The organism is Actinoplanes sp. 13 (genome assembly GCF_056134165.1).
This window is the reverse complement of record NZ_JBVYOQ010000029.1, coordinates 75,005-100,281: the sequence shown is the minus strand read 5'-3', so window position 1 is coordinate 100,281 and position 25,277 is coordinate 75,005. Positions and strand designations below refer to the sequence as shown.

The 25,277-nt window shown below is 71.9% G+C and carries 27 protein-coding genes and 1 tRNA gene; 10 read left to right on the top strand and 18 right to left on the bottom strand.

What is annotated here, in order from left to right; all coding sequences use genetic code 11:
- Positions 1–22: 22 nt before the first annotated feature.
- Together AC0NH5_RS35715 and AC0NH5_RS35710 are read left to right on the top strand one after the other, a co-directional pair.
- Positions 23–337, top strand: a complete 315-nt coding sequence (locus AC0NH5_RS35715) for a MoaD family protein (protein WP_474411510.1) — start codon at positions 23–25, stop codon at positions 335–337.
- Between the two features lie 5 nt (positions 338–342).
- Positions 343–1,308, top strand: a complete 966-nt coding sequence (locus AC0NH5_RS35710) for a PLP-dependent cysteine synthase family protein (RefSeq protein WP_474411508.1) — start codon at positions 343–345, stop codon at positions 1,306–1,308.
- A gap of 99 nt (positions 1,309–1,407) precedes the next feature.
- Here AC0NH5_RS35710 and AC0NH5_RS35705 read toward each other — a convergent pair whose 3' ends face one another.
- Entirely contained in the window at positions 1,408–1,791 is a 384-nt protein-coding gene (locus tag AC0NH5_RS35705) for a hypothetical protein (RefSeq protein ID WP_474411506.1), read from the bottom strand.
- Between the two features lie 273 nt (positions 1,792–2,064).
- Here AC0NH5_RS35705 and AC0NH5_RS35700 point away from each other — a divergent pair, with 273 nt between their 5' ends.
- From AC0NH5_RS35700 to AC0NH5_RS35680, 5 genes are all read left to right on the top strand, one after another.
- Positions 2,065–2,811 carry an MBL fold metallo-hydrolase gene (locus AC0NH5_RS35700; RefSeq protein WP_474411504.1) on the top strand — a complete coding sequence of 249 codons (747 nt, stop codon included), beginning with the start codon at positions 2,065–2,067 and terminating at the stop codon, positions 2,809–2,811.
- A 65-nt stretch (positions 2,812–2,876) separates the two neighbouring features.
- The gene (locus AC0NH5_RS35695) at positions 2,877–4,079 is read left to right on the top strand and encodes a glycosyltransferase (RefSeq protein ID WP_474411502.1); all 1,203 of its coding nucleotides are present in this window, start codon (positions 2,877–2,879) and stop codon (positions 4,077–4,079) included.
- A 10-nt stretch (positions 4,080–4,089) separates the two neighbouring features.
- Positions 4,090–4,818: a ribonuclease PH gene (gene rph, locus AC0NH5_RS35690; RefSeq protein WP_474411500.1), complete on the top strand. Its 729-nt coding sequence runs from the start codon at positions 4,090–4,092 to the stop codon at positions 4,816–4,818.
- The gene (gene rdgB, locus AC0NH5_RS35685) at positions 4,815–5,429 is read left to right on the top strand and encodes an RdgB/HAM1 family non-canonical purine NTP pyrophosphatase (protein WP_474411498.1); all 615 of its coding nucleotides are present in this window, start codon (positions 4,815–4,817) and stop codon (positions 5,427–5,429) included. The genes rph and rdgB overlap by 4 nt, the downstream gene beginning before the upstream one ends.
- 61 nt (positions 5,430–5,490) lie before the next feature.
- Entirely contained in the window at positions 5,491–6,738 is a 1,248-nt protein-coding gene (locus AC0NH5_RS35680) for an ATP-binding protein (protein ID WP_474411496.1), read from the top strand.
- On the opposite strand, the gene hutH is transcribed toward AC0NH5_RS35680, so the two are convergent.
- Genes hutH through AC0NH5_RS35650 form a run of 6 tightly spaced genes read right to left on the bottom strand, consistent with a single transcriptional unit; the run spans position 6,731 to position 14,330 of the window.
- A complete protein-coding gene (gene hutH / locus AC0NH5_RS35675; RefSeq protein ID WP_474411494.1) occupies positions 6,731–8,266 on the bottom strand; it encodes a histidine ammonia-lyase in 1,536 nt (511 codons plus the stop codon). The two genes, AC0NH5_RS35680 and hutH, sit on opposite strands and share 8 nt — an antisense overlap.
- Positions 8,263–9,411 carry an imidazolonepropionase gene (gene hutI / locus AC0NH5_RS35670; protein ID WP_474411492.1) on the bottom strand — a complete coding sequence of 383 codons (1,149 nt, stop codon included), beginning with the start codon at positions 9,409–9,411 and terminating at the stop codon, positions 8,263–8,265. Before hutI ends, hutH begins: the two co-directional genes overlap by 4 nt.
- Entirely contained in the window at positions 9,408–10,694 is a 1,287-nt protein-coding gene (locus AC0NH5_RS35665; RefSeq protein ID WP_474411490.1) for a formimidoylglutamate deiminase, read from the bottom strand. Before AC0NH5_RS35665 ends, hutI begins: the two co-directional genes overlap by 4 nt.
- Positions 10,691–11,845, bottom strand: coding sequence for an allantoate amidohydrolase (locus AC0NH5_RS35660; protein WP_474411488.1), 1,155 nt, complete (start codon positions 11,843–11,845; stop codon positions 10,691–10,693). Before AC0NH5_RS35660 ends, AC0NH5_RS35665 begins: the two co-directional genes overlap by 4 nt.
- On the bottom strand, positions 11,842–13,473 hold the full coding sequence (locus AC0NH5_RS35655; protein ID WP_474411486.1) for a urocanate hydratase: 1,632 nt from the start codon (positions 13,471–13,473) through the stop codon (positions 11,842–11,844). Before AC0NH5_RS35655 ends, AC0NH5_RS35660 begins: the two co-directional genes overlap by 4 nt.
- An 11-nt stretch (positions 13,474–13,484) precedes the next feature.
- On the bottom strand, positions 13,485–14,330 hold the full coding sequence (locus AC0NH5_RS35650; RefSeq protein WP_474411484.1) for a MurR/RpiR family transcriptional regulator: 846 nt from the start codon (positions 14,328–14,330) through the stop codon (positions 13,485–13,487).
- Between the two features lie 261 nt (positions 14,331–14,591).
- Between AC0NH5_RS35650 and AC0NH5_RS35645 the strand changes: the two genes are divergently transcribed.
- Entirely contained in the window at positions 14,592–15,383 is a 792-nt protein-coding gene (locus tag AC0NH5_RS35645) for an MOSC domain-containing protein (protein ID WP_474411482.1), read from the top strand.
- A gap of 71 nt (positions 15,384–15,454) precedes the next feature.
- Positions 15,455–16,387 carry an expansin EXLX1 family cellulose-binding protein gene (locus AC0NH5_RS35640; protein ID WP_474411480.1) on the top strand — a complete coding sequence of 311 codons (933 nt, stop codon included), beginning with the start codon at positions 15,455–15,457 and terminating at the stop codon, positions 16,385–16,387.
- 90 nt (positions 16,388–16,477) lie between these two features.
- On the opposite strand, the gene AC0NH5_RS35635 is transcribed toward AC0NH5_RS35640, so the two are convergent.
- The 3 genes from AC0NH5_RS35635 to AC0NH5_RS35625 form a co-directional block, all read right to left on the bottom strand.
- Positions 16,478–16,552, bottom strand: a tRNA-Leu gene (locus AC0NH5_RS35635).
- Between the two features lie 774 nt (positions 16,553–17,326).
- A complete protein-coding gene (bcp, locus tag AC0NH5_RS35630; RefSeq protein WP_474411478.1) occupies positions 17,327–17,803 on the bottom strand; it encodes a thioredoxin-dependent thiol peroxidase in 477 nt (158 codons plus the stop codon).
- Complete coding sequence (locus tag AC0NH5_RS35625) at positions 17,796–18,236, bottom strand: S-adenosylmethionine decarboxylase (protein WP_474411476.1); 441 nt, start codon at positions 18,234–18,236, stop codon at positions 17,796–17,798. The genes bcp and AC0NH5_RS35625 overlap by 8 nt, the downstream gene beginning before the upstream one ends.
- Positions 18,237–18,453: 217 nt before the next feature.
- On the opposite strand from AC0NH5_RS35625, the gene AC0NH5_RS35620 reads away from it, so the two are divergent.
- Entirely contained in the window at positions 18,454–18,810 is a 357-nt protein-coding gene (locus AC0NH5_RS35620) for an Asp23/Gls24 family envelope stress response protein (RefSeq protein WP_474411474.1), read from the top strand.
- Here AC0NH5_RS35620 and AC0NH5_RS35615 read toward each other — a convergent pair.
- From AC0NH5_RS35615 to AC0NH5_RS35580, 8 genes are all read right to left on the bottom strand, one after another.
- Positions 18,797–19,453: a response regulator gene (locus tag AC0NH5_RS35615; protein WP_474411472.1), complete on the bottom strand. Its 657-nt coding sequence runs from the start codon at positions 19,451–19,453 to the stop codon at positions 18,797–18,799. The two genes, AC0NH5_RS35620 and AC0NH5_RS35615, sit on opposite strands and share 14 nt — an antisense overlap.
- Positions 19,450–20,613 carry a sensor histidine kinase gene (locus AC0NH5_RS35610; RefSeq protein ID WP_474411471.1) on the bottom strand — a complete coding sequence of 388 codons (1,164 nt, stop codon included), beginning with the start codon at positions 20,611–20,613 and terminating at the stop codon, positions 19,450–19,452. Before AC0NH5_RS35610 ends, AC0NH5_RS35615 begins: the two co-directional genes overlap by 4 nt.
- Before the next feature lie 38 nt (positions 20,614–20,651).
- A complete protein-coding gene (locus AC0NH5_RS35605) occupies positions 20,652–21,422 on the bottom strand; it encodes a hypothetical protein (protein WP_474411470.1) in 771 nt (256 codons plus the stop codon).
- On the bottom strand, positions 21,419–22,174 hold the full coding sequence (locus tag AC0NH5_RS35600; protein WP_474411469.1) for an ATP-binding cassette domain-containing protein: 756 nt from the start codon (positions 22,172–22,174) through the stop codon (positions 21,419–21,421). Before AC0NH5_RS35600 ends, AC0NH5_RS35605 begins: the two co-directional genes overlap by 4 nt.
- A gap of 198 nt (positions 22,175–22,372) precedes the next feature.
- Positions 22,373–23,359, bottom strand: a complete 987-nt coding sequence (locus tag AC0NH5_RS35595; RefSeq protein ID WP_474411468.1) for a hypothetical protein — start codon at positions 23,357–23,359, stop codon at positions 22,373–22,375.
- Positions 23,356–24,090, bottom strand: a complete 735-nt coding sequence (locus tag AC0NH5_RS35590; RefSeq protein ID WP_474411467.1) for a DsbA family protein — start codon at positions 24,088–24,090, stop codon at positions 23,356–23,358. The genes AC0NH5_RS35595 and AC0NH5_RS35590 overlap by 4 nt, the downstream gene beginning before the upstream one ends.
- On the bottom strand, positions 24,087–24,566 hold the full coding sequence (locus AC0NH5_RS35585) for a MauE/DoxX family redox-associated membrane protein (RefSeq protein ID WP_474411466.1): 480 nt from the start codon (positions 24,564–24,566) through the stop codon (positions 24,087–24,089). Before AC0NH5_RS35585 ends, AC0NH5_RS35590 begins: the two co-directional genes overlap by 4 nt.
- Positions 24,567–24,655: 89 nt before the next feature.
- Positions 24,656–25,204, bottom strand: a complete 549-nt coding sequence (locus AC0NH5_RS35580; RefSeq protein WP_474411465.1) for a sigma-70 family RNA polymerase sigma factor — start codon at positions 25,202–25,204, stop codon at positions 24,656–24,658.
- Positions 25,205–25,277 lie beyond the last annotated feature (73 nt).

The window sequence follows — 25,277 nt, the reverse complement described above, 5'->3', positions numbered from 1 at the left end:
CGTCTCTAGGAGCATGACAGTCATGGCTATCGAAGTCCGCGTTCCCACCATCCTGCGCAACTACACCGGCGGCGCCAAGGTCGTCGAGGGTGCCGGCGACACGCTCACCGCCCTGATCGACGACCTCGACGCCAAGCACAACGGCCTCAAGGGCCGGCTGATCACCCCCGAGGGCGGCCTGCACCGCTTCGTGAACATCTACGTCAACGACGAGGACGTCCGTTTCCTCGGTGCGCTGGACGCGAAGCTCAACGACGGCGACTCGATCACCATCCTGCCGGCGGTGGCCGGCGGCGCCCTCGGCTTCGCGGCAGCTGCCGCCCTCTTGGGGGTCTAACCCTCATGGCTCGTTATGAGAGCCTGCTGGACGCATGCGGGGGCACGCCGCTGGTCGGCCTGCCCCGGCTCTCCCCGGCGGTGCCCGACGGGGCGCCGCCGGTGCGGCTGTGGGCCAAGCTCGAGGACCGCAACCCGACCGGCAGCATCAAGGACCGCGCGGCGCTGTTCATGGTGCGCGAGGCCGAGGAGTCGGGGCATCTGCGCCCCGGCGACACCATCCTGGAACCGACCAGCGGCAACACCGGCATCGCGCTGGCCATGGTGGCGAAGCTGCGGGGTTACCGGCTGGTCTGCGTGATGCCGGAGAACGTGTCGGCCGAGCGCATCCAACTTCTCCGGATGTACGGAGCGGAGATCATCTTTTCGCCGGCCGCGGGCGGCTCGAACCAGGCTGTGGCGACCGCGAAGCAGATCGCCGCCGAGCATCCCGACTGGAAGATGCTGTTCCAGTACGGCAACCCGGCGAACGCCCGCGCCCACTTCGAGACCACCGGTCCCGAGCTGCTGCACGACCTGCCCACGATCACGCATTTCGTGGCGGGGCTGGGGACCACCGGCACGCTGATGGGCACCGGGCGGTTCCTCAAGGAGAAGGTCGAGGGCATCCAGATCGTCGCCGCCGAGCCGCGGTACGGCGAGCTGGTCTACGGGCTGCGCAACATCGACGAGGGTTACGTGCCCGAGCTGTACGACGCCTCCGTGCTCGACCGGCGGTTCTCGGTCGGGACGCGGGACGCGGTTCTGCGTACCCGGCAGCTGGTCGAGGTCGAGGGCATCTTCGCGGGCTTCTCCAGCGGCGCGATCCTGCACGCGGCGCTCGCCGTGGCGCACGAGGCGGTCAAGGCGGGCAAGCGGGCCGACGTGGCGTTCGTGATCTGCGACGGCGGCTGGAAGTACCTGTCGACCGGTGCGTACGGCGGCACCCTGAACGACGCCGAAGAGGCCCTCGAAGGGCAGCTCTGGGCGTGACGGCGCGAGCCGGCCGTCTCATCTGATGGGCGGCCGGAAAGCGAGCCGGGTCGCCGTAAAGCGAACCCGGCCGCTGGGGTCTGTCCCGCGGGACAGACCCTAGTAGGAGAACGCCACCATCGCCGCGGCCACCATCGGCGGCGTGGCCGCCAGCATCAGCATCCACGGCAGCCTGCGCTGGTGGATGGCGAGGAAGGCGGTCGCCGCGGGCACCACGCTGAGCAGCGTCAGCAGACCGAGAACCGGCAGGTACCAGCCGGGGGCCCCGCCGAAGACCGCCACGACCGCGTACAGGCCGACGCTCACTCCGGTCAGGCCGAGCGCGGCGCCGCACAGCGACATCCCGACCATCCGCCGTGCTCCGGGGGCCGGATCGTCCGGCGCCGGGAAGCGCAGCGCGGTTTCCTCACTGGTCCACGGCAGAACGGACTGGTTTTGCGGCTCGGTGCCACGGGTAGTGCGGGCCTGTTCGACCGCGGTCACGTCGCCTCCATCAAATGACCTTCTGCTTCTTACCCTGTGCAACGCAGACAGGTCACTCGGCGTGACGGCGAAATCAGTAATGACCGAGGTCACGGCGGCTGTGATGTACGTTGTCGATTTTGCGACAAATCGATCAGTTGTTTACGCCAAGCGCTGGTCGGGGCGTACGCTTCGCTGCGTGATTGACTGGTCTGCGATGGCCGGCGCGGACCGGTTCGGCGGGACGTGGACGACCCGGTGTTGTTCGACCCCATGTGAGCCAGAGGGACCCGCATGCGACTAACCGTCCTCGGTTGTGCCGGAAGTTTCCCCGGCCCCGAGTCGGCGTGTTCGGCGTACCTGGTCGAGGCCGAGGGGTACCGGCTGCTGATCGATTTCGGGTCGGGCTCGCTCTCCGCACTGCAGCGCTACTCCGACATGCGCCGGGTCGATGCGATCCTTCTCACCCACCTGCACTGTGACCACATGATGGACGCCTGCACCTACGTGGTGGTCCGGCGGTACGATCCGGCCGGCCCGCTCCCGCCGGTGCCGGTCTACGCCCCACTGGGCGCCGCCGAGCGGATCGCCGCGGCGTACAGCACCGAGGGCGAGCCGGTCGACGACGTCTACACCTTCTACGGGCTGCAGCCCGGCACCTTCCCGATCGGCCCGCTGACCGTCACCGTGGACCGGGTCAACCACCCCGTCGAGACGTACGGTGTGCGGATCGAGCACAACGGCCGGGTGCTGGCGTACTCGTCGGACACGGCTCCGTGCGAGGCGCTGCTGCGGCTGGCTGCCGGCGCTGACGCGTTCCTCTGTGAGGCGAGTTACCTCGACGGCGTGCCCAACCCGCCTGACCTGCACCTGACCGGCGGCGAGGCGGGCGAGGCGGCCACCAAGGCGGACGTGAGCCGCCTTCTGCTGACGCATCTCGTGCCGGCCTGGGCCAGTGAGGCCTCTATTGTGGAGGCCGCCTGTGCCGCGTACGCGGGACCGGTGGAAGTCGTCCGCCCCGGGGCCAGATACGATCTCTGAGCCGGTACGGGGGCGGGATCGGCTGCACCGATTTGCACCGCGTGTCGTGATCTTGGAGTTGTTGCATGCGCATCGTTCGCCTCGCCAACTTCGTCACGGTCCACACCGGCGGGTTACGCACCGCGCTCCGGATGCTCGGCCGGGGATATCAACGGGCCGGTCACGAGGCGATCCTGGTCATCCCGGGCCGTCGCTACTCCGACAAGATGACCAAACAGGGCCGGGTCATCACGCTGCCCAGCGCGCCGCTGCCGCGGACCGGCGGGTACCGCGTGCTGGCCGGCCGGCGTGAGCTGTCCAAGCTGCTGGACAGCCTGGAGCCGGACCGGATCGAGGTCTCCGACCGCACCACCCTGCGCTGGACCGGCAACTGGGCGCGGCAGCGCGGTGTGCGATCGATGATGGTCTCCCACGAGAGTCTCGGCGGCATGCTCGGCGTCTGGGGGATGCCGAAACGCGACGCCCTCGCGGACCGCTTCAACCAGCGGACCGCGGAGGCCTTCGACACGATCGTCTGCACCACCTCGTTCGCGGCCGCCGAGTTCCGCCGGCTCGACGTGCCCAACCTGGTCGAGGTCCCGCTCGGCGTGGACCTGGACGTGTTCCACCCGAGCCGGATGGACGTCGGCGTACGGTCCCGGTACGCGCGGCCCGACGAGTTGCTGGTCGTGTATGCCAGCCGGCTCTCCGCGGCGAAACGGCCGGAACTGGCTGTCGACGCGGTTGCCGCGCTGCGCAACGGCAAGGTGCCGGCGGTCCTGGTGATGGCCGGTGACGGCACCCGGCGTACGGCCCTGGCGTACCGCGCGGCCCGCCTGCCGGTCCGGTTCGCCGGGCACATCGGCGAGCGCCCCGCCGTGGCGGCCCTGCTCGCCAGCGCCGACGTGACGCTCTCGCCGGGGCCGGTGGAGACCTTCGGGCTGGCCGCGCTGGAGTCGCTGGCCTGCGGCACCCCGGTGGTGGTGAACGAGCAGAGCGCGCTTCCCGAGGTGGTCGGCGACGCCGGCGTGGCCGTGCCGGGCACCGCGGAGGCGTTCGCCGAGGCGGTCACCGGCCTGATGGAGCGTCCCCGTGTCGAGCGGCGGGCCGCGGCCCGCGCCCGGGCCGAGAACTTCAGCTGGCAGCGGTCGGTCCAGGGCTTCCTCCAGGCACACGACGCGATCCCGGCGCACCAGGCCGTTCCGGCGCGGGCCACGCTGCTGCGCCCCGCGGTTCCGTTGAGCCGAAAGCCCGGGGCAGACGAAGCGGGCGCGACACGCTACGCATAGGGTTGGGGGCATGGCGCGACCCGACGGCCGGACGGCCGACCAGCTGCGACCGGTGACGCTGACCCGGCACTGGAGCATCCACCCCGAAGGCTCGGTGCTGGTGGAGTTCGGCAACACCCGGGTGCTCTGCACCGCGAGCGTCACCGAGGGGGTGCCGCGGTGGCGCAAGGGCTCCGGGCTCGGCTGGGTGACCGCGGAGTACGCGATGCTGCCCCGTGCCACGAACACCCGTGGTGACCGGGAGAGCGTCAAGGGCAAGGTCGGCGGGCGGACCCAGGAGATCTCCCGGCTGATCGGCCGCAGCCTGCGGGCCTGCATCGATCTGAAGGCGCTCGGGGAGAACTCGATCGTGCTGGACTGTGACGTGCTGCAGGCCGACGGCGGCACCCGCACCGCGGCCATCACCGGTGCCTACGTGGCGCTGCACGACGCGGTGAGCTGGCTGGCCGACCGCAAGTCACTCGCCGGCAAGGTGGAGAAGGTGCTGCACACCTCCATCCAGGCCGTCAGCGTCGGCATCATCGCCGGCGAGCCGCGACTCGACCTGAACTACGACGAGGACGTCACCGCCGAGGTCGACATGAACGTGGTGTGCACCGGCACCGGCGACTTCGTCGAGGTCCAGGGCACCGGCGAGAACGGCGTGTTCCGGCGGGCGCAGCTGGACGCGATGCTCGACCTCGGCGTCCTCGGCTGCGTGGAGCTGGCCGCGGCCCAGCAGAAGGCCCTCACCGCATGAGCGCCCGGCTCCTGCTCGCGACCGGCAACAAGAAGAAGCTCGCCGAGCTGCAGCGCATCCTGGACGCCGCGCTCGGCCGTCAGCAGGTCGAGCTGGCCGGGCTGGGCGACTTCCCGGACTACCCCGACGTCCCCGAGACCGGCCTGACGTTCGGCGAGAACGCGCTGATCAAGGCCCGCGAGGGCGCCCGGCGCACCGGCCTGCCGACAGTGGCCGACGACTCCGGCATCGCGGTCGACGCGCTGAACGGCATGCCCGGCGTGTTCAGCGCCCGCTGGTCCGGCCGGCACGGCGACGACCAGGCCAACCTCGACCTCCTGCTGGCCCAGATCAGCGACGTCTCCGACGCTCAGCGCGGCGGCGCCTTCGTCTGCGCGGCCGCGCTGGTCCTGCCGAACGGCCGGGAGCATCTGGTCGAGGGCCGGCAGACCGGCCGCCTGTTGCGGGCCCGGCGCGGTGCGGGCGGCTTCGGCTATGACCCGATCTTCGTGGGCGACGGCCAGGACCGGACCAACGCCGAGCTGAGCCCGGCGGAGAAGGATGCGATCAGCCACCGCGGCAAGGCGTTCCGCGAGCTGTCCAAGGTCATCGCCAAGGAGCTTCCGAAGTAAGCTCGCGGATCGAAAGTTCAAGGCTCGCGGATCGAAAAGATCAGCACGCTATCGTGGTGCGGTGCCCGCGTCCGACCTGATCCCGCGCCGTGCCGAGAGAGCCGTTGCGGCAGCTCTTGCGGACACCCGCGTCGTGCTGATCAACGGCGCCCGCCAGTCCGGCAAGAGCACCCTGGTCCGGGTGCTGGCCGGCAGCCGGTCGGCCGAGCGCCGCGACCTGGACCGGGAGCCGGACCGGGCGGCTGCGCTGGCCGATCCCACGGGCTTCGTGTCGTTCGGCGAGCTGATGGTCATCGACGAGATCCAGCAGGTCCCCGATCTCCTGCTGGCCATCAAGGTGGCTGTCGACGAGGATCCCCGCCCCGGCCGGTTCCTGCTCACCGGCTCCTCCCGTCTCTTCGGCCTCCGCGGCGCCCCGGACGCTCTGCCGGGCCGGATGGAGACCGTGGAGCTGTGGCCGTTCTCCCAGGGCGAGATCGACGGCACTCCCGACGGCTTCATCGACGCGGTGTTCGCCCAGGGACCGCAGTTGCGGCACGAGTCCACTGTCGATCGTGCGGGCTACGCGGCACGCATCGTGCGCGGCGGCCTCCCGGAAGCGGTGTTCCGGGCGGACCTGCGGCGGCGGGGCCGGTTCCTGGAGAGTTATGTGCAGGCGCTCATCGACCGTGACGTGCAGGAACTCGTCCGGATCGAGCGGGCGCCGCAGCTGCGCGGGCTGGTGCGCCTGCTGGCGGCCCGCTCGGCCACCCTCATCGCGGCCGGCGGGCTGGAGTCCGAGCTGGGCCTGAGCCGCCCCACCGTGGCGCGTTACCTGCAGTTGCTCGAGGAGGTCTTCCTCGTCAAACGGATCCCGGGATGGTCCCGGAACCTCGGCAGCCGGGTCACCCACGCCCCGAAACTGATCTTCGTCGACTCCGGGGTGGCCGCCCAGCAGATGGGCGTCGACCCGCACCAGCTGCTGCGGCCGGGGCAGCCCTTCGGTCCGCTGCTGGAAAGCTTCGTGATCTCCGAGCTGGCTCGTCAGGTCACCTGGTCGGACCAGCTCGTCGATCTCTTTCACTACCGTGACCAGCACAAGGTCGAGGTCGACGTCATCCTGGAGAACCGGCGGCGCCAGGTCGTCGCCGTCGAGGTGAAGGCGTCCTCCACGGTCCGGTCCGACGACTTCCGCGGTCTGCGGCGGCTCGCGGACCGGCTCGGGGACGACCTGATCGCCGGGATCGTGCTCTACACCGGAACCAGCACGCTCCCCTTCGGGGAGAAGATGCGAGCGATGCCGGTCAGCGCACTGTGGGAGATCAGCTGAGCGGTCCCACCGCCGCCTCGATCTCGGTTCGTAGCGCCGGCCCCGCGACCACCGCGCGCGCCTGCTCCAGCACCGGCGCCAGGAACACGTCGGGCCCCGGCCCGCCGGCGAACGGCGCGACCGCCGCCACCGCGGCCCGCCCGGCCGGCGACGGGATCAGCGGCGACCGCAGCTGCAAGCCGCGGACCGCCGCCAGCAGCTCCACCGCGAGCAGGCTGGTCAAGTTGTCCAGGACGGTCCGCAGCTTCTTGGTGGCCGCCCACCCCATCGACACGTGGTCCTCCTGCATGCCGCTGGTCGGCAGCGAGTCCACCGACGCCGGCGACGCGAGCCTCCGGTTCTCGGCCACGATCCCGGCCGCCGTGTACTGGGCGATCATCAACCCCGAGTTCACCCCCGCGTCCGGCGACAGGAACGGCGGCAGGTCCCGGGAGCGGGTCACGTCCAGCAGCCGGTCCACCCGCCGCTCGGCGATCGCACCCACCTCGGCGGCGGCGATCGCCAGATAATCGGCCACGAACCCGAGCGGCGCTCCGTGGAAGTTGCCGGTCGACTCCACCCGCCCGTCCAGCAGCACCACCGGATTGTCGACCACCGAGACCAACTCCCGGGAGCACACCGTCCGGACGAAGTCGAGCGTGTCCCGGGCCGCGCCGGCCACCTGCGGGGCGCAGCGCATCGAGTACGCGTCCTGCACCGCGTGCGCCAGGTCGTCCCGGTGCGAGTCCATGATCGACGAGTGCTGGAGGAGCCGGTGGATGTTGCCGGCGGACGCGGCCTGCCCGGGGTGCGGCCGAATGCTGTGCAGCTCGGGCAGGAACGGCCGTTCCGAGCCGAGCATCGCCTCGATGGCCAGCGCCGCGGTGACGTCGGCCATGGTGAACAGGTGCGCGGCGTCGGCGACGGCCAGCAGGAGCATGCCGAGCATCCCGTCGGTGCCGTTGATCAGGGCCAGGCCCTCCTTGGCGGCCAGGCCGAGCGGCCGCAGCCCGGCGCGGTGCAGGGCCTCGGCGGCGGTGATCCGGGCGCCGTCCTTGCCCAGCACCCAGCCCTCGCCGAGCAGCACGATCGCGCAGTGGGCGAGCGGCGCCAGGTCACCGGAGGCGCCCAGCGAGCCGTGCTCCGGCACCCACGGCGTGATGTCCTGGTTGAGCAGGTCGGCCAGGCCCTGGGCGAGCGCCGGGCGCACCCCGGACCGGCCCAGCGCGAGGGACCGCACCCGCAGCAGCATCATCGCCCGGACCACCTCGCGCGGCATCGGCGCGCCGATCCCGGCGGCGTGCGAGCGGATCAGCGCGTGCTGCAGCTCGGCGCGGCGCTGCGGCGCGATCGAGGTGTTGGCGAGCGCCCCGAAACCGGTGGAGACGCCGTAGACCGGCCGCCCGGACGACTCGATGTCGTCGACGATCGCGCGGCTGACGGCCATCGCCTCGACGGCGGCGGGGGCGAGCTCGACCCGGGCGTCACGGCGGGCGACGGCGAGCAGATCGGCGGGGGTGATGCCGGTGGGCTGGACGGTGACGATCATCGCGGTGCTCCGTGCTGCAGGACGTGGCGGATCAGGGGAACACCCGGCCGGTAGGCCAGATGCAGGTGGGACGGGGCGTCGAGCACGATCAGGTCGGCGCGGGCGCCGGGGGAGATCCGGCCCAGGTCGGTGCGGCGCAGGGCCGCGGCGCCCCCGGCGGTGGCTGCCGCGACGGCTTCGGCCGGGGTCAGACCCGTTTCTCGTACGGCCAGGGCGACGCAGAACGGCATCGAGCTGGTGTACGACGAACCGGGGTTGCAGTCGGTCGCGAGCGCCACGGTCACGCCGGCGTCCAGCAGCCGGCGGGCGTCCGGATAGGGCGACCGGGTGGAGAACTCGGCGCCGGGCAGCAGGGTGGCCACCGTGTCCGAGCCCGCCAGCGCGTCCACGTCGGCGTCGTCGAGGTGGGTGCAGTGGTCGGCGCTCGCGGCGCCCAGCTCCACCGCCAGCCGCACCCCGGGGCCGGGCCCGAGCTGGTTGGCGTGCACCCGTAGGCCCAGGCCCCGCTCGGCGCCGGCCGTCAGGACCGCACGAGCCTGGTCACCGTCGAACGCGCCGCGCTCACAGAAGACATCGACCCATTTCGCGTACGCGTGAACGGCGTCCAGCATCTCGCCGGTGACCAGGTCGACGTAGTCGTCGGGGCGGTCCGCGTATTCGGCGGGCACCACGTGGGCGCCGAGGAACGTGGTCTCGCCGGTCAGCTCACCGGCCAGCCGCAGCGCTCTGACCTCGTCCGGGACGCTCAGGCCGTACCCCGACTTGATCTCGATCGTGGTGGTGCCCTGCCGCAGCGCCTCGCCGACCAGGCGCCGCGCGTTGCGGCGCAGCTCCTCGTCGCTCGCGGCGCGGGTGGCGGCCACCGTGGTCCGGATCCCGCCGCCGGTGTACGGCCGGCCGGCCATCCGCGCACCGAACTCGGCCGCCCGGTCCCCGGCGAAGATCAGGTGCGCGTGGCTGTCCACGAAGCCCGGCAGCACCGCCGCGCCGTCGGCGTCCAGCCGCAGGTCGGCCGCGGGCGCCGCGGTGGCGGCGCCGACCCAGACGATCCGGTCGCCGTCCACCACCACCGCGGCGTCGTGCCGGATGCCCAGCTCCGGGTCGTTGGTGAGCAGCTCACCGATGTTGGTGACGACGAGGCTCATGAGACAACAGCTCCGATCGTGTGGGCCAGGGCGTGCGGCACATCGATGCTCGTGTGCCGGCCGTCGGCGACGATCGTCCGCCCGCCGCTGACGACGTGCGTGACGTCCGCCGCCGTGGCCGCCAGGAACGCCTGGTCAGCCACGGCACCGGCGGTGCGTACGCTCGTCAGGCTCACCGATACCAGATCGGCTCGCCGCCCGGGGGCGATCGCGCCGGCGTCGTCCCAGCCCAGCGCGGCGTGGCCGGCGGCGGCGGCAACGAGTTCCGGCAGCCGGAACCGGCCACGGCTCCGGCTGGCCAGCCGCTCGTTCATCTCCAGCCCGCGGACCTCCTCGAACATGTCGACGACGGCGTGGCTGTCGCTGCCCAGGCTCAACCGCGTGCCGGCGTCGGCCAGCCGGCGGGCCGGCCCGATGCCGTCGGCCAGGTCGCGTTCGGTGGTGGGGCACAGGCAGACCCCGGCGCCGCTGTCACCGAGCAGCTTCACGTCGCCGTCGGTGAGATGGGTGGCGTGCACCGCGGTGGTGCCCGGCCCGAGGATGCCGTGCCGGTCGAGCAGCTCGGTGGGCGTGCAGCCGTGCACAGCGCGGCACTGCTCGTTCTCGGCCGGCTGCTCGGAGAGGTGGACATGCAGCGGCGCGCGCCCGGCCGGCGAGGAGAGCTGGGCGGCGGGCACCGCGCGTACCGAATGGATCGCCGCACCGATCAGGGCGTGCGGCCCGGCAGCCAGCCCGGCCACCCGCTCGGCCCAGCGGTCCGCGTCGCCGTCGCCGAACCGTTCCTGCACGCCCCGCAGCGGGGTGCCGTCCACGCCGGCGGTCAGATAGAGCGTGTCCAGCAGGGTGATCCGGATGCCGGCCTCGGCGGCCGCCTCGACCAGGGCCACACCCATCGCGTTCGGGTCGGCGTACCGGGCGCCGCCGGCGGCGTGGTGCAGATAGTGGAACTCGCCGACGCAGGTGATCCCGGCCAGGGCCATCTCGGCGTAGACGGCCCGGGCGAGCGCGAGATAGCTGTCCGGCTCCAGCCGGGCGGCGACCGCGTACATCTGCTCCCGCCAGGTCCAGAAGCTGCCCTGCCCGCCGTGGGTGCGCCCGCGCAGCGCCCGGTGGAAGGCGTGCGAGTGCGCGTTCGCCAGGCCGGGCAGCACCAGGCCGGGCAGCCGCTCGCCGCCGGCCGGGGCGCCCGGCGTGACCGCGGCGAACCGGTCGCCGTCGACCTCGATCAGCACGTCGCGTTCGACCCGGTCGCCGACCCAGGCATGCTCCGCGAAATATCTCACGTCAGCTCCTCCAGCACCGTGGCCAGCGCCTCCACACCGGCTTCGCAGTCGGCGTCGGTGGCGTGCTCGGCGGGGGAGTGCGACACCCCGGTCGGGTTCCGCACGAACAGCATCGCGGTCGGCACGTGCGCGGAGAGCACCCCGGCGTCGTGCCCGGCGCCGGTCGGCAGGATCGGCGCGCCGCCCAGCAGCGCCGCGAGACGCCCGGCCAGCCCGGCGTCGAAGGCGACCTCGCCGGTCACCGACTCGGCGGTCATCGTGACCTCGGTGCCGTCCCGGCCGGCCCGCTCGACCACCTTCTGCGCCAGCGAGTCGACCAGCTGGTCCAGGGTCGCGGTGTCCGCGGCCCGGGCGTCCAGCCAGCCGCGCACCAGCGACGGGATGGCGTTGGTGGCGTTCGGCTCCACCAGCACCCTGGCCATCGTGGCGTGCGCGCCGGCCAGGCGGGCCTCCTTGTACGCGGCGAGCACGGCGAACGCGAACGTCAGCATCGGGTCGCGCCGGTCGGTCATCAGCGTGGTGCCGGCATGGTCGCCGACCCCGGTGAAGTCCAGCCGCCAGCGGCCGTGCGGCCAGATCGCGCTGGCCACCCCGACCGGTGTGTCCAGGGCCCGGCCCTGCTCGATGTGCAACTCGACGACGGCCGCGATCTGCTCGAGCTCCTTGACCGCCCCGGCGGGCCGGCCGCCCAGCGCCGCGCCGAACGTGACGCCGTCCCGGTCGGTCAGCGCGGCCGCGCGGTCCGGGTCCAGCACACCGGTCAGCAGCCGCGACCCGAGGCAGGGCACCCCGAAGCGGGCACCCTCCTCCTCGGCGAACGCGGCGACGGCGACCTTGCGCTCCCGGGGCAGGCGGTCGACGGCGAGGAAGGCGCTGACGATCCCGAGCGGCCCGTCATATCCACCGCCGTGCGGGACGGAGTCGAAATGTGAACCGGACAGCACCGTCCCGGGCGCCCACGGTTCGTCCCGCCACGCGAAGAGGTTCCCGTTGCCGTCGGCGGTGACCCGCATGTCCCTTCGCGCGGCCTGAGCAGCGAACCAGTCGCGCAGCGTCAGCTCGGGAGGGGTCAGCGCGTACCGCAGGTAACCGCCGCTGCCGGCTCGGCCGATCGGCGCGATCTCCGCCCACAGCTTTCCGAAAGTGGTCATCGGTTCATCGGGATGCGCAGGCCCGCGGCGGATCGCGACTCGTAACCGGCGTCGACGTGGCGCAGCACCCCCGTCGCCGGGTCGTTGCTGAGCACCCGCTCGATCTTCTGTCCGGCCAGCACGGTGCCGTCGGCCACGCACACCTGCCCGGCGTGGATGCTGCGGCCGATCCCGACCCCGCCACCGTGGTGGATCGACACCCAGCTCGCCCCGGACGCGGTGTTCACCAGCGCGTTGAGCAGCGGCCAGTCGGCGATCGCGTCGGAGCCGTCCAGCATGGCCTCGGTCTCCCGGTACGGCGAGGCCACCGATCCCGAGTCCAGGTGATCCCGTCCGATCACGATCGGCGCGGACAGCTCCCCGCTCGCCACCATCTCGTTGAAGCGGACACCGGCCCTGTCCCGCTCCCCGTGTCCCAGCCAGCAGATCCGGGCCGGCAGCCCCTGGAAGGCGACCCGCTCGCCGGCCATCCGGATCCAGCGGGCCAGATGCGCGTCCTGCGGGAACAGGTCGAGCACCGCCCGGTCGGTGGCGGCGATGTCGGCCGGGTCGCCGGACAGCGCGGCCCAGCGGAACGGGCCCTTGCCCTCGGCGAACAACGGGCGGATGTACGCCGGGACGAACCCGGGGAAGTCGAAGGCCCGCTCGTAGCCGGCGAGCTTCGCCTCGCCGCGGATCGAGTTCCCGTAGTCGAAGACCTCCGCGCCGGCGTCCAGGAAACCGACCATGGCGGCCACCTGCTTCGCCATGCTGTCGCGCGCCCGGTCGGTGAACTCCTCCGGCTTGGTCCGCGCGTACTCCGCGGCGCCGGCCGGGTCCACGCCTACCGGGACGTAGCTGAGCGGGTCGTGCGCGCTGGTCTGATCGGTCACGATGTCGATCTCGACGCCCCTGCCCAGCAGCTCCGGGAAGACGGCGGCCGCGTTGGCCACGACACCGATCGACTTCGCCACCTTCGCCGTCCGCGCGGCGGCAGCCATCGCCACGGCCTGGTCGAGATCGTCGGCGATCACGTCGAGATAGCGGTTGTCCACCCGCCGTTGCAGACGCGACCGGTCCACGTCGACGACCAGGCAGACGCCGCCGTTCATGGTCACCGCGAGCGGCTGCGCGCCGCCCATCCCGCCGCAGCCGCCGGTCAGCGTCAGCGTCCCCGCCAGCGTGCCGCCGAACCGCTTCGCGGCCACCGCGGCGAACGTCTCATAAGTGCCCTGCAGGATGCCCTGAGTGCCGATGTAGATCCACGAGCCGGCGGTCATCTGGCCGTACATGGTCAGGCCGAGCTGCTCCAGGCGCCGGAACTCCGGCCACGTCGCCCAGTCCCCGACCAGGTTCGAGTTGGCGATCAGCACCCGCGGCGCCCACTCGTGGGTGCGCAGCACGCCGACCGGCCGGCCGGACTGCACCAGCAGCGTCTCATCCCCGGCCAGCTCGTCGAGCTCGCGCACGATCGCATGGAACGACGGCCAGTCGCGGGCGGCCCGGCCGGTGCCGCCGTAGACCACCAGATCCGCCGGCCGCTCGGCCACCTCCGGATCGAGGTTGTTCATCAGCATCCGCTTGGCGGCCTCCTGCGGCCAGCCCTTCGCGGTGTACGACGTACCGCGCGCCGCGCGAATCTCCGACATCGTCGTCCCCTTCACGCCATGAAGATGTGCCGCCGCGACGCGGTGGCCTCGAACTCCTCCAGACGGCGCTGCACCGGCTCCGGCGCCGCGTCGCACATCGCCTGCAACAGCACCATGGCCATCGCCATCGGCCCGGTGTGCAGGTCGAACACCAGCTGGGTGCCGACCACCGCGGGCAGCGTCACATCGGCCCACTCGGCCACCGGGCTCACCGCCGAATCGGTGATCGCCACCATCGCGAGACCGGCCTGCTTCGCCTCCCGGACCACGTCCACAGCCTCCCGCGGATAGCGGGGCAACACGATGGCCAGCATCGCACCGGCGCCGGCCGCGCGGGCCTGATCGAGCCTGTCCAGCAGGCCGGTGCCCCCACCGTCGAGCACCCGCACGTCCGGGAACACCTTCGCGGCGAAATAGCCGAAGTACGCCGCCAGCGGCGCGGCGGCCCGCAGCCCGAGCACCGGAAGCGGCCGGCTGCCGGCCAGCAGGTGCGCCGCCGCGCGTACCGCACCAAGATCTTGAAGATCCTCACCCAGCCGCCGCAGATGCTCCGTCTCGGCGTGCACCGCACGCTGCATCGCGTTCTGGCCGGCCGACTCGGCCGGCCCACTCGCGGTCAGCGACCGCAGCTCCCGGCGCAGCGCCGGATAGCCGGAGTAGCCCAGCGCCATCGCGAACCGGGTGACCGAGGGCTGGCTGACCCCGGCCAGCTCCGCGACCTCCGCCGCCGACAGATATGCGGCCTTCGCCGCATGCTCCACCAGGCTGTGCGCGATCCGCCGCTGCGTCGGCGTGAGGCGCGCCCCCTGAAAGAGATCAAGCACCCGCTCCGCCGTCTTGATCACTTCGCCATTCACGCAGCCAGCTTATGCATAAAAATTTTCAGAAAGCTAGGTCGACGTGCTGACGGCGCCGGGCATTCAGCCGTAGTCGTCATCGGAATCCTGTCGAGGCACGCGATGCGGCTCCGACCACCTTTGGAAGGGAGCCGTCCGGCTCCGGACGAACATGCATCGTGGAACCGTCACCCGCCTCCATCCACCAGGACCACCCACGTTCGCGGCTCCAACGCCCCGAACGGGCCGGCCGGCCGCGCACCGCCCTCCTAGGCTGAGGGCATGCGGATCACCGGGCTCCACACGTACCCGATCAAGGGTTGTCATCGCCTGGACCACGACGAAGCGCAGCTCGAACCCCGCGGCCTGGCCGGCGACCGCCGCTGGATCGTCGTCGACGCCGACGGCGTCGGAATCACCCAGCGTGAGACCTCCCGCCTCACCCAGCTCACCGCCCGGCCCCGCCCCGGCGGCCTGCGCCTCAGCGCGCCCGGTCGCCCCGACCTCGACATCGATGAGCCCGCCGACGGCCCGAAGATCGACGTGAAGGTGTTCCGGAACAAGCCCGCCTATCCCGCGCGGCTCGCCGAGAGTGACTGGATCAGCGCGTTCCTCGGCCGGGACGCCCGGCTCGCCTGGCAGGCCGACCCGGTCAGCCGGCCGGTCGCGGCCGGCGGCTGGGTCAGCTTCGCCGACGGCCATCCGGTGCTGCTCGCCAACACCGCCTCGCTCGACGCGGTCAACGACTGGCTTGTCGAGGGCGGCGACGAGCCCGTGCCCATGCACCGGTTCCGCCCCAACATCGTGGTCGATGGCGCCCCGGCCTGGGCCGAGGACGACTGGATCGGCAAGCGACTGCGCATCGGCGACCTCACCCTGCGCGTCGCGAGTCCCTGCGATCGCTGCCGGGTGACCACGATCGATCAGGAGACCGGGGAGGCGGGGCGGCAGCCGCTGAAGGTCCTCGGGCAGCATCGGAACATCGGCCAGAAGCTGCTTTTCGGGGTCAATCTGATCCCGGACCACCCCGGCACCCTCCGGGTGGGTGACACTCTCGCGGTGATTTCGTCTTAGCGGAGTCTTAGGGGAGTTGCCCCGCACCCGGCACGACGACCAGGATGCCCGGGGTGAGTGCTCATCGACGCATGTTTTCGATCAGATGGCTCGCGGCCGGCGGCGCCGCGATCCTCGCCGGTTTCATCGGCGTCGCCCTGCTCCTGCAGAACAGCGGATCCGCGTGCGCCGCGCCGCCGAGCACCAGCACCAAGACCGGCAAGGCCACCTTCTACGACCTGGCCGCCACCTCCGGCAACTGCTCGTTCGAGGTGCCCGCCGACGACCTCTACGTCGCGCTCGGACCCGACCAGTACGCCGCAGGCGCCTCCTGCGGCGCCTACCTCGACGTCACCGGCCCGAAGGGCAAGGTCCGCGTCAAGGTCTTCGACTCCTGCCCGGAATGCGCCGCCGGCCACCTCGACCTCAGCCGCACCGCCTTCAAGAAGATCGGCGCCGAGGTCGACGGCATCATCCCGATCAAGTACAAGTTGGTCGCCAACCCCGCCGTGCCCGCCCCGATCAGCGTGCGGGTCAAAGAGGGTGCCTCGCAGTACTGGTTCGCCGCCCGCATCGACAACCACGCCAACCTGCTGTCATCGGTCAAGGTGGCCGGCGCGGGACGCGGCTTCACCGCGGCCCAGCGCACCGACTTCAACTATTGGATCATCGACAGCGGCGCCGGGCCCGGACCGTACCGGATCAGAATCACCGATGTGTACGGGAGGACGACCACCGTCGCCGGCATCGACATGAACCCCGGCGCCGTCCAGAAGACCGGTGTCCGCATCGGCGGCGGCTCCACCACCGTCACCGTGCCGAAGAAGAAGACCGCCACCGCGTCGCCCTCGGCCTCGGCCACCGTCAAGAAGAAGGCGGCCACGCCGTCGGCGACCAGCTCCGCACCCACCGCCCCGGCCGCTTCCGCGTCGTCGGCCGCCCCCGTCCTGGAGTCGGCGACGACGGCGCCCGCGCCCGGCGAGCAGCCGCTGGTCGACCTGGCCGCAGCCCCCACCACCTGCTGACCGGCTGGTCGTCTCGGGCGGAACACGCACCTACGGCAAACGGAGCCTTGCTCGATCGTGGCGCCGATCGGGCAAGGCTCCGTTCATCGGTAGGGCCGGCGGGACTCGAACCCGCACTGTCATGGACCTAAACCATGTGCCTGCTGCCAATTGGGCTACGGCCCCCAGGGTGCATAAATGTACACATCCCACGGCCATTGTCGCCGACGAGGGAGACGTCTGCCTAGCGGAATCCCGGTCGGAGTGGTGGCCGTATCGTCGTAGATGACGTCGTCCGGGGCTGACGGATCACGCCGGGTGCCCGCATATGTCGATGTCTGGCTGTGGCAGTTCGGGCAGAGGAACCGAAGGTTCCGGGGCCGGTTGTCCAGGAAGTCCCCGTTGATGTGGTCGACGTGCAGCACGAGGGGTCGGCCGTTCCAGGTCGTGCCGCAGCCGCATTTCTCGCAATGTTCGGGCAGGCCGATGCGAAGCATCGCGGGGCGCAGTCGCTGGCCGGGGATCCTGCGCGAGCCCTCCGGGAGTTGAACAAGCCGCTCCCGGGGAGGCAGGTTCCACAGCCGGCGGTGTCCCCGGTTGTGGGCCGAGCCGGTGAAGTGGGAGGTGTCGATGCCGAATCGCTTCATCTGCCGGCTGATGTGTGCATGCGAGCCGCCGCTCTGCCGGAGGCCGAGCACCCGTAGCACCTCTGCGACGCTGTGCGCCTGCGCGGCTGCGGTCCGAAGGACCTCCGCGATGTACTTGACCCTAGGCATGAAGCAAGTTTACGTGTGACGTCAATGCGCGTGCACGGCGGCCGCCTTGCGGGTTGGTACCGCATGACGGCCGCCGTGAGCCCGGGCGCCGCGCCGGCCTGGAAAGACGGTGGCGATGCTTTCCTGATCGGCGGGTGTGGCCGGGACTTGCGGATTTCGTCGGACCGATCTCGGTCCGGTGGGGTCAGTCCAGCCCGAGGTCGCGGCGCAGCTTGGCGACGTGGCCGGTGGCCTTGACGTTGTAGAGGGCGCGCTCGACCGTGCCGTTCTCGTCGATGACGAAGGTGGACCGGATGACGCCGGTGACCGTCTTGCCGTAGAGCTGTTTCTCACCGAACGCGCCGTACGCCGTGAGCACGCTCTTGTCCTCGTCGCTGACCAGCGGGAACGTGATGGCGTCGTGTTCGCGGAACTTGGCGAGCTTGGCCGGCTTGTCGGGGGAGATGCCGACCACTTCATATCCCGCGGCCTGCAGCGAGGCGAGCGAGTCGCGGAAGTCGCAGGCCTGCTTGGTGCAGCCGGGCGTCATCGCGGCGGGGTACGCGTACAGCACCACCTTGCGTCCGCGCAGGTCCTTGAGTGTGAGGTTGTCGCCGGTGTCGGTGGGCAGGGTGAAGTCGGGCGCGGCGTCGCCGGCGCTGAGACGCACGTTTTCAGTCATGCGCCGACGATAGTGCGACCCGCTGGGCGGTCCAGACGTGGCGGGCGGCGTGGACGTCGCGGGGCCATTCTTCGCCGCGCCGGGTGAGGGCGCGTTCGGTGACGGTGAAGTCGCCGACGAGCCGGTGGAACTCGGCGAGGACGTCCACCTCGCGGAACGGTTTGCAGGAGAACACGTTGACGAGGATCTCCCGCAGGTGCGGATAGGTGTGTATGGCGGCGTGCGATTCGGCGAGGATCACGACCGCGGATTTCCCGGCCTTCTCCGGCGGGCCGTCCTCGGTGGCGACCAGCGGCCCGGCGATGACGGTCATGCCGATGCCGGTGACCAGGTCACGCATGAACGTGGTGAGTGCCCGGTCGTCGTCGAGCTGCCGGGTGTCGCTGATCGAGGAGAGCCGGAGAGTCAATTCGTCGCCGTAATGATCGTCCATCGATCCTCCTGAAAGAAATGGCCGTGGAGAAACGTTACCGCCATGTCGCTGACCATTGTTATGCCAAAGTGGATTCCGTTTCCCGGCATGGCGGCAATGGCCGTTTTCCGATTGGGCGGGGGCGTGGGAACGCGTTATCGATGGCGTTCTACGCACGGTGCGCTGTACTCGCGGTACGCTCCCCCGGCGCATCGGCGAGAGAAGCGGAGAGCAGGGCATGAGCGAGGCTACGAACGGCAGCACCACCGTCTCCACCGAGGTCGTGGAGAAGATCGCGGCCGCGGCGGCCAGGGCCGTTCCCGGCGTCGCGGAGCTCGGTGGCGACGTGGCCCGGTTCTTCAACAGCGTGCTCGACAAGGTCGGCCTGGACGAGGTCGGCGACGCGACCCGGGGCGTGGGCGCCAAGGTCAAGGGCAACGACGTGACGGTGACCGTGGTGCTGGTCCTGGCGGCCGGCCGGGTGGTCGCCGAGGTCACCGCCGAGGTGCAGGCCAAGGTCAAGGAGGCGCTGACCGGTTACGGGCTGAACGTGGTGGCCGTCAACGTCAACGTGGACGACATCACCGGCGTCTGAACCGGAGCCCGTTCTCGTACGCGTGGATCACCAGCTGCACCCGGTCGCGGGATTCGAGCTTGCTGAGCAGCCGGCCGACGTGGGCCTTCACGGTCGCTTCGGACAGGTGCAGCTCGGCGGCGATCTCCTGGTTCGAGCGCCCTTCGGCGACGAGCAGCAGCACCTCGCGTTCCCGGTGGGTGAGCCGGTCGAGGCGGTCGTCGCCGGCCGGCCCGGGCAGGTGCGGCAGGACGGTGTCCAGCAGGCGCCGGGTGACCGCGGGTGCGACCACGGCATGTCCGCCGGCCACCGCGTGCACCGCGCTGATCAGGTCGGCCGGCGGCACGTCCTTGAGCAGGAACCCGCTGGCGCCGGCCCGCAGCGCGGCGTACACGTATTCGTCCAGGTCGAAGGTGGTCAGCACGAGGACGCGGGCCGGGCTGCCACCGGCGACGATCTCGCGGGTGGCCTCGATGCCGTCGAGCACCGGCATGCGCACGTCCATCAGCACCACGTCGGGGCGCAGCGCGCGGGTCATGGTGACGGCCTGCGCGCCGTTGCCGGCCTCGCCGACCACAGTGATGTCCGGCTGGGCCTCCAGCACCAGGCGAAGCCCGAGCGACAGCAGCGGCTGGTCGTCGGCGAGCAGGACGTCGACCGTCATCCGGTGGCCCCGAACCGCAGGCGGGCGTGCACCTGCCAGCCGGGACCGGGGCGCGGTCCGGCGTCCAGGCGCCCGGCGTAGGCGGTCACCCGTTCCAGCATGCCGGCGAGTCCGTGCCGGCCGGCGGGTTCCGGCCGGGCGGCGATCCGGCCGGCGCCGTCGTCGACCACCGACACCTCGGCGCCGTCGGGGCGGTAGCGCAGCGACACCTCGGCGGCCGCGTGCGGTCCGGCGTGTTTGAGGGTGTTGGTGAGGGCCTCCTGCACGATCCGGTAGACGGTCAGCCCGGCCGCCGGCCCCCAGTCGCCGGGCGCGCCCTCGCGGGTCAGGCTCACGCGCACCCCGGCCTCCCGGATCCGGTCGACCAGGGCGTCGATGTCGTCCAGGCCGGGCTGCGGCGCGCGTTCGCCGTACCCGCCGCCGGTCGAGGTGCGCAGCAGGCCGACCAGCCGGCGCATCTCGCTCAGCGCCTGCCGCCCGGTGGCCGAGACCTGGGTCATCACGCCGGCGGCGCGGTCCGGTGCGGCCGGTCCGGTGGCGGCGGCACCGTCGGAGAGGGCGACCATCACGGCGAGGTGGTGCGCGACGACGTCGTGCATCTCGCGCGCTATGCGCGCCCGCTCCTCGGCGACCGCGAGGCGGGTGCGCTGGTCGCGATCCTGTTCCAGCCGTCGGGCTCGATCTTCCAACTCGTTGAGGTACGCCGTGCGCGTCCGCTGGTTGACGCCGATCAGGGCGGCGGCGACCGTGGCGGCGGACACCGCGAAGAAGGCGCCCAAGGCCGGCGGTCTGTCGACGGTGGACATCACGGTGAGCGCCACGGCGGGCCAGACGTACCGCGCGGGGTGATGGCGGGCCAGGGCGTGCAGGGCCATGAGCAGGACCAGGAAGGCGGCCGGTGACTGGGCGCCGAACCCGGCGGTGATCCACATCAGCGCGGTGGTGGCCAGGAAGACCCGGCCGGGCGCACGCCGCCGCCAGATCAGCGGCACCGGCACCAGCACCACCGAGGCCCAGTCCAGAGGGCTCGCCGGGTGCACCGTAGCACCGGTCCGTCCAGTGAGGACGAGGCCGCAGAACAGGATCACGGACACGGCGATCCCGGCGTCCACCGTCAGCGGGTGGCGCCCGGTCAGGGCCCGGAGCTCGCGCAGCCTCACCCGGCCATTGTGGCCGGGTGAGGCGTCCCGGTGTGTCCTCACGGATCCCGGCGGCGGACGGCCACCGTCCCTGCGGCGAGTGCCAGCAGCACCCATCCGAGCGTGACCAGGGCGGCCGGGCCGGCGTCGAGCATCCGGAACGGGTTGCCGCTCTGCGCGGAGTACATCGCCTGGGCGGCGGCCACCGGCACGTGACGCAGCACGTCGTCGGCCACCGACTCCGGCAGCGCCGGCTCGATCAGGGCCGGCAGCACGAGCAGGACCAGGACGTACACGGTGATGGCGGCGGCGGTGTGCCGGATCAGGGCGCCGATGCCGAGACCGATCAGGGCGAGGGCCACCGGCGCGGCGGCGGCGCCCGGAAGCGCGTGCGCCGGCAGGTCGCCGAGACCGATCCGCTGCCCGTCCGGGAGAAAGAATTCCGCGACGGCGAGCGAGGCGGCGCAGACGGCGAACATCACCGGGGCGGCCGCAGCGGTCAGCGCGGCGGCCTTCGCCCAGACCACCGGGGTGCGGCGGGGCACCGCGGCGAACGTGGCCCGGATCAGGCCGGAGCTGTACTCCCCGGTGATCAGCAGGACGCCGAACACGCCGAGCACCAGCGAGATGACGTCGATGCCGAGGAACGCCTGGGCGATCAGCGCGGCCGGGGACACCTCGGCGCCGGCCACCCGGTAGATGTTCCAGTTGATCGCGCCGGCCAGGCCCACGGTGATCAGCGCGGCCGACGCGAAGACCACCCAGGTGGAGCGCAGGGCGGTCAGCTTGCCCCACTCGGCGTAAGTCACCCGCGCCAACGACACCCTCATGACGCCATCAACTCCATGTACGCCTGCTCCAGCGAGGCCCTGCGCGGCGTCAGCTCGTGCAGCACCAGCTGATGGGCGGCCGCCGTCGTGCCGATCTCCCGCGCGTCCCGGCCGCGCACCTCCAGCACCGCAGGCTCCGGGCCGGCGGCCACGGTCGCGCCGCCGGCCACCAGCACCTCGCGCAGCCGGGCGGCGTCCGGTGAGCGGACCAGGCAGCGGTCCGTGCCGGCCCGGGCGATCAGCTCGTCCACAGTGGTGTCCGCGAGCAACCGGCCGTTCGCCACGATCAGCAGGTGATCGGCGGTGACTGCCATCTCGCTCATCAGGTGGCTGGAGATCAGCACCGTACGGCCCTGTGTGGCGAGGTCCTTGAGCATCGTCCGGATCCACAGCACGCCGTCCGGGTCGAGGCCGTTCACCGGCTCGTCCAGGATCACCACCGCCGGGTCGCCGAGCAGGGCGGCGGCCACCCCGAGCCGCTGGCTCATGCCGAGCGAGAACCCGCCGGCCCGCCGCCCGGCGACCGCCGCGAGCCCGGCCTCGGCCAGCACCTCGTCCACCCGGCGGCCGGGGATCCCGTGAGTGCGGGCCAGCCCGAGCAGATGCGCACGGGCGGACCGGCCCCGGTGCAGGGCCCGTCCCTCCAGCAGCGCGCCGACCACGCGGAGCGGGGCGGCGAGCCGCCGGTACGGCTGCCCGTTCACCAGGGCGGTGCCCGAGGTGGGCCGGTCCAGCCCGATCACCATCCGCATGGTGGTCGACTTCCCGGCGCCGTTGGGTCCAGGAAACCGGTCACCTGGCCGGGCCGCACGGTGAACGACAGTCCGTTCACCGCTGTGGTGTTCCCGAAGCGTTTCGTCAGTCCGTCGACTTCAATCATGATTTCGACGCTAGGGACAGGGCGAGCTGCGCAGAAGCGCCCACGGTCGGGTCCGTGGGCGACCGGCCCGCTACCGGGGTAGGGGTGCCGGCGCCGCGGGGACGGCGGCGCGCAGCCGCAGGAGCCCGGTGAGGGCCAGCCCGGCGCCGGCCCCGACGGCCACCACGACGGCCACCCGGGCCGTCCAGTCCGGCCCGGCGACCGGCAGCACCGCGGCGGTGAACACGTCCGAGCTGCCGAAACCGGCGAACGCGGACAGCACGAAACCGGCGAGCGCCAGATAGAACGGCGGGTGCCGCAGACCGGCCGCGCAGGCGAGCAGGCCGGCCAGGATCAGTACGCCCGGGGGTGAACTGCCGTCCAGGGCGCGCGTCGTCGCGTACCCCAAGGTGATCGTCCCGGCGAGGAGCGCGACCGCCCCGACCGTTCCCGGCCACCGCCGGGCGATGAGGGTGACCGCGACCGCCAGCAGCGCCGCGCCCGCCCACCAGGCCCATGCCCGCGGCGGCGGCTGGTAGTCGAGGGTTCCCTGAACCTCGAAGGTCCGCGTCTGGTCGCGCAGCGGAACGGCCCACTCGCTGATCCGGTGTTCCCGGCCCGGCTCGGCGGCCACCTGCGGCGGCCGGCCGGGCCCGCGCCATTGGGTGCGCTGATCGTGCCAGCGCACGGTGGTCCCGCCGGAGATCCGGCGCCAGGACGGCGCGGCGGTGGGATCGGCGGCGGCGGGCAGCGGCGTGTCACCGTCGAGCGTCTCGTTGACGTACGCGGCCGGCGAGTTGACGTTCTGGTACACGCCGTCCGGCCTGCTCTCCAGGTAGGGCTCGCCGGAGTAGCCGAGCACCTCGACGGCCCGCTCGGTCTCGTTGCTGAGCTCGAGTCGCGCGCCGCCCTCGACCACTCGCACGCTCAGCCCGTCCATCGGGGTGCTGACCCCGGTCACGTCGACCCGATAGTCGCTGACCCCGTCGGTGTCGCCGGTGTGCGCGGACGCGGGAGTGGCCGGCGCGAGAACCACGCCGGCCACTGTCAGCAGAAGGAGGAGGGCGAGTCGCCTCACCCGGCCGCCTTGTCGATGGCCTGGGTGAGCAATTCGGCGGTGGGCAGGGTGTCGTCCGGCCCGGTCACCTGCTCGCTGTTGACCGCGATCGAGGGGGTGCCGCTGAAGCCGCGCTCGGAGAACTTCTCGGTGGCCTGGGTAGCCCATGTCCTGTAGGTGCCCTCCCGGACCGCGGTGGTGAACTTCTCGCTGGTCAGGCCGACCGATGCGGCCAGCTCGATGAGCTTGTCGTCGGTGAGGCCCGCGGTGTTCTCGGCCGGCTGGTTGGCGTAGAGCACGTCGTGGTACTCGACGAACTTGCCCTCCTCGGCCGCGGCAGCCGACGCGGCGGCCGCCCGTGTCGAGTATTCCGTGCCGTTGGAGAAGCGGTCCAGGATGGCGACCGGGTGGAACCGCAGTGTGATCTTGTTGGACGCGGCCAGCTCGGTCAGCTTCGGCCCGACCGTCTGCTCGAAGCTCCGGCAGGCCGGGCACATGAAGTCCTCGTAGACGTCCACGGTGACACCTCCGGTGCCGGTGGCGAACGCGGTGCCCTCGTCGACCGCCGCGGCCGGGGTGGTGAGCTTGCCCTTGTCCGCGCCGGTCATCGCGTTGTAACCGATCAGCCCGGCGACGAACAGGACCAGCACCGCGGCCACCGAGGTCCAGAGCGTCACGGTGCGGCGACGTTCAGCGGTGCGCTGGTGCTCGACGACCTGCCGCGCCTTCAGGGTCCGTTTGCCCTTGCTCATCGTTCCCCCATGAGTACTGCGTCGACGGAGAACCGGGTCCGCGGCCGCCACAGCAGAATCCCGGCCAGTGCCAGAAACCCGAGGTCCCGCAGGAGGTCCACGCCGTACGCGGTGTCCTGCCCGGCGGCCAGCTCACCGCCAATGCTGAAGCAGCCACAGTCGATCTGCAGGCCGCGGGCCCAGGCCGAGACGATCCCGGCGATGAAGACCACCAGCAGCACGGCGGAGACGGCGGCGGTGAGCCGCACCGCGAGCCCGGCCAGTAGGAGCAGCCCGAGAGCGATCTCGAGGAAGGGCTGGACGGCGCCGACGACCTTGGCCACGTCGTACGGCATCAGCTGGTAGGCGTTGACCGCGCGGGCGGAGGCGGCGAGATCGCCGGCCTTGAGCCCGCCGGCGACCAACCAGACCGCGGCGAGGCCGAACCGCGCGGCGGTGGAGATCCACGGCCAGGCCGCCGGAATCCGGGTTTCCATGGTCACGCCCCGTTAGACGCTCGTCGTCGCGGTCGAGTTCCCGATCATTTTGAGCGGGCCCACACCGGGACAGACAGGGGCGAAAGTCCCTAGCTCGCCTGGGCTCGGGAGATCGCGGTGATCAGCTCGTCGCGGGCGCGGGCCACCCGGGAGCGGATCGTGCCGACCGGCACGTCCTCCACCTCGGCCGCCTCCGCGTACGACAGGCCGAGCACCTGGGTCAGCACGAACGCGGTCCGGCGCTCCTCGCTGAGCCGGCTCAGCAGGTCGGCGCTGGACAGCCGGTGCGCCGGGTCACCGGCGGGCAGATCGGTGATGGCCTGCGCGGCGAGCCGGGCGTCGAGGCGGCGCCGGCGCACCACCGAGCGCAGGTGATCGGCGCACGTGCGGCGGGCGATGCCGAGCAGCCAGGTGCGGACGGTGGACCGGCCGGCGAAGCTGTGCAACGCCCGGAACGCCCGCAGATAGGTCTCCTGGGTGAGGTCGTCGGCGGCGCCCGGATCGATCAACGCGGCGGTGAAACGCCACACGTCGGCCTGGGTGGCGCGGACGAACGCGGCCTGCGCCGCCGGGTCGCCCGTGCGGGCGAGCAGAGCCAGCCGGGTCGTCTCGTCCACTTCGCGCTCCCCTGCCGTCACGGGCGGAATGGTACGCGAATCGGCAACATCGGTCGCCATCTGGAACCATGCAAGTGCCTCGGGCGACTACCCG

Coding starts and splice junctions, on each gene's coding strand:
- AC0NH5_RS35625 (WP_474411476.1), bottom strand. CDS start 18,236: ATGGACGATCATTACGGCGACGAATTGACTCTCCGGCTCTCCTCGATC.
- AC0NH5_RS35640 (WP_474411480.1), top strand. CDS start 15,455: ATGTTTTCGATCAGATGGCTCGCGGCCGGCGGCGCCGCGATCCTCGCC.
- AC0NH5_RS35590 (WP_474411467.1), bottom strand. CDS start 24,090: ATGAGCAAGGGCAAACGGACCCTGAAGGCGCGGCAGGTCGTCGAGCAC.
- AC0NH5_RS35620 (WP_474411474.1), top strand. CDS start 18,454: ATGAGCGAGGCTACGAACGGCAGCACCACCGTCTCCACCGAGGTCGTG.
- rdgB (WP_474411498.1), top strand. CDS start 4,815: ATGAGCGCCCGGCTCCTGCTCGCGACCGGCAACAAGAAGAAGCTCGCC.
- AC0NH5_RS35615 (WP_474411472.1), bottom strand. CDS start 19,453: ATGACGGTCGACGTCCTGCTCGCCGACGACCAGCCGCTGCTGTCGCTC.
- AC0NH5_RS35715 (WP_474411510.1), top strand. CDS start 23: ATGGCTATCGAAGTCCGCGTTCCCACCATCCTGCGCAACTACACCGGC.
- rph (WP_474411500.1), top strand. CDS start 4,090: ATGGCGCGACCCGACGGCCGGACGGCCGACCAGCTGCGACCGGTGACG.
- AC0NH5_RS35660 (WP_474411488.1), bottom strand. CDS start 11,845: ATGACCACTTTCGGAAAGCTGTGGGCGGAGATCGCGCCGATCGGCCGA.
- AC0NH5_RS35585 (WP_474411466.1), bottom strand. CDS start 24,566: ATGGAAACCCGGATTCCGGCGGCCTGGCCGTGGATCTCCACCGCCGCG.
- AC0NH5_RS35700 (WP_474411504.1), top strand. CDS start 2,065: ATGCGACTAACCGTCCTCGGTTGTGCCGGAAGTTTCCCCGGCCCCGAG.
- AC0NH5_RS35645 (WP_474411482.1), top strand. CDS start 14,592: ATGCGGATCACCGGGCTCCACACGTACCCGATCAAGGGTTGTCATCGC.
- AC0NH5_RS35605 (WP_474411470.1), bottom strand. CDS start 21,422: ATGAGGGTGTCGTTGGCGCGGGTGACTTACGCCGAGTGGGGCAAGCTG.
- AC0NH5_RS35695 (WP_474411502.1), top strand. CDS start 2,877: ATGCGCATCGTTCGCCTCGCCAACTTCGTCACGGTCCACACCGGCGGG.
- hutI (WP_474411492.1), bottom strand. CDS start 9,411: ATGAGCCTCGTCGTCACCAACATCGGTGAGCTGCTCACCAACGACCCG.
- AC0NH5_RS35710 (WP_474411508.1), top strand. CDS start 343: ATGGCTCGTTATGAGAGCCTGCTGGACGCATGCGGGGGCACGCCGCTG.
- AC0NH5_RS35655 (WP_474411486.1), bottom strand. CDS start 13,473: ATGTCGGAGATTCGCGCGGCGCGCGGTACGTCGTACACCGCGAAGGGC.
- bcp (WP_474411478.1), bottom strand. CDS start 17,803: ATGACTGAAAACGTGCGTCTCAGCGCCGGCGACGCCGCGCCCGACTTC.
- AC0NH5_RS35600 (WP_474411469.1), bottom strand. CDS start 22,174: ATGCGGATGGTGATCGGGCTGGACCGGCCCACCTCGGGCACCGCCCTG.
- hutH (WP_474411494.1), bottom strand. CDS start 8,266: ATGATCGTCACCGTCCAGCCCACCGGCATCACCCCCGCCGATCTGCTC.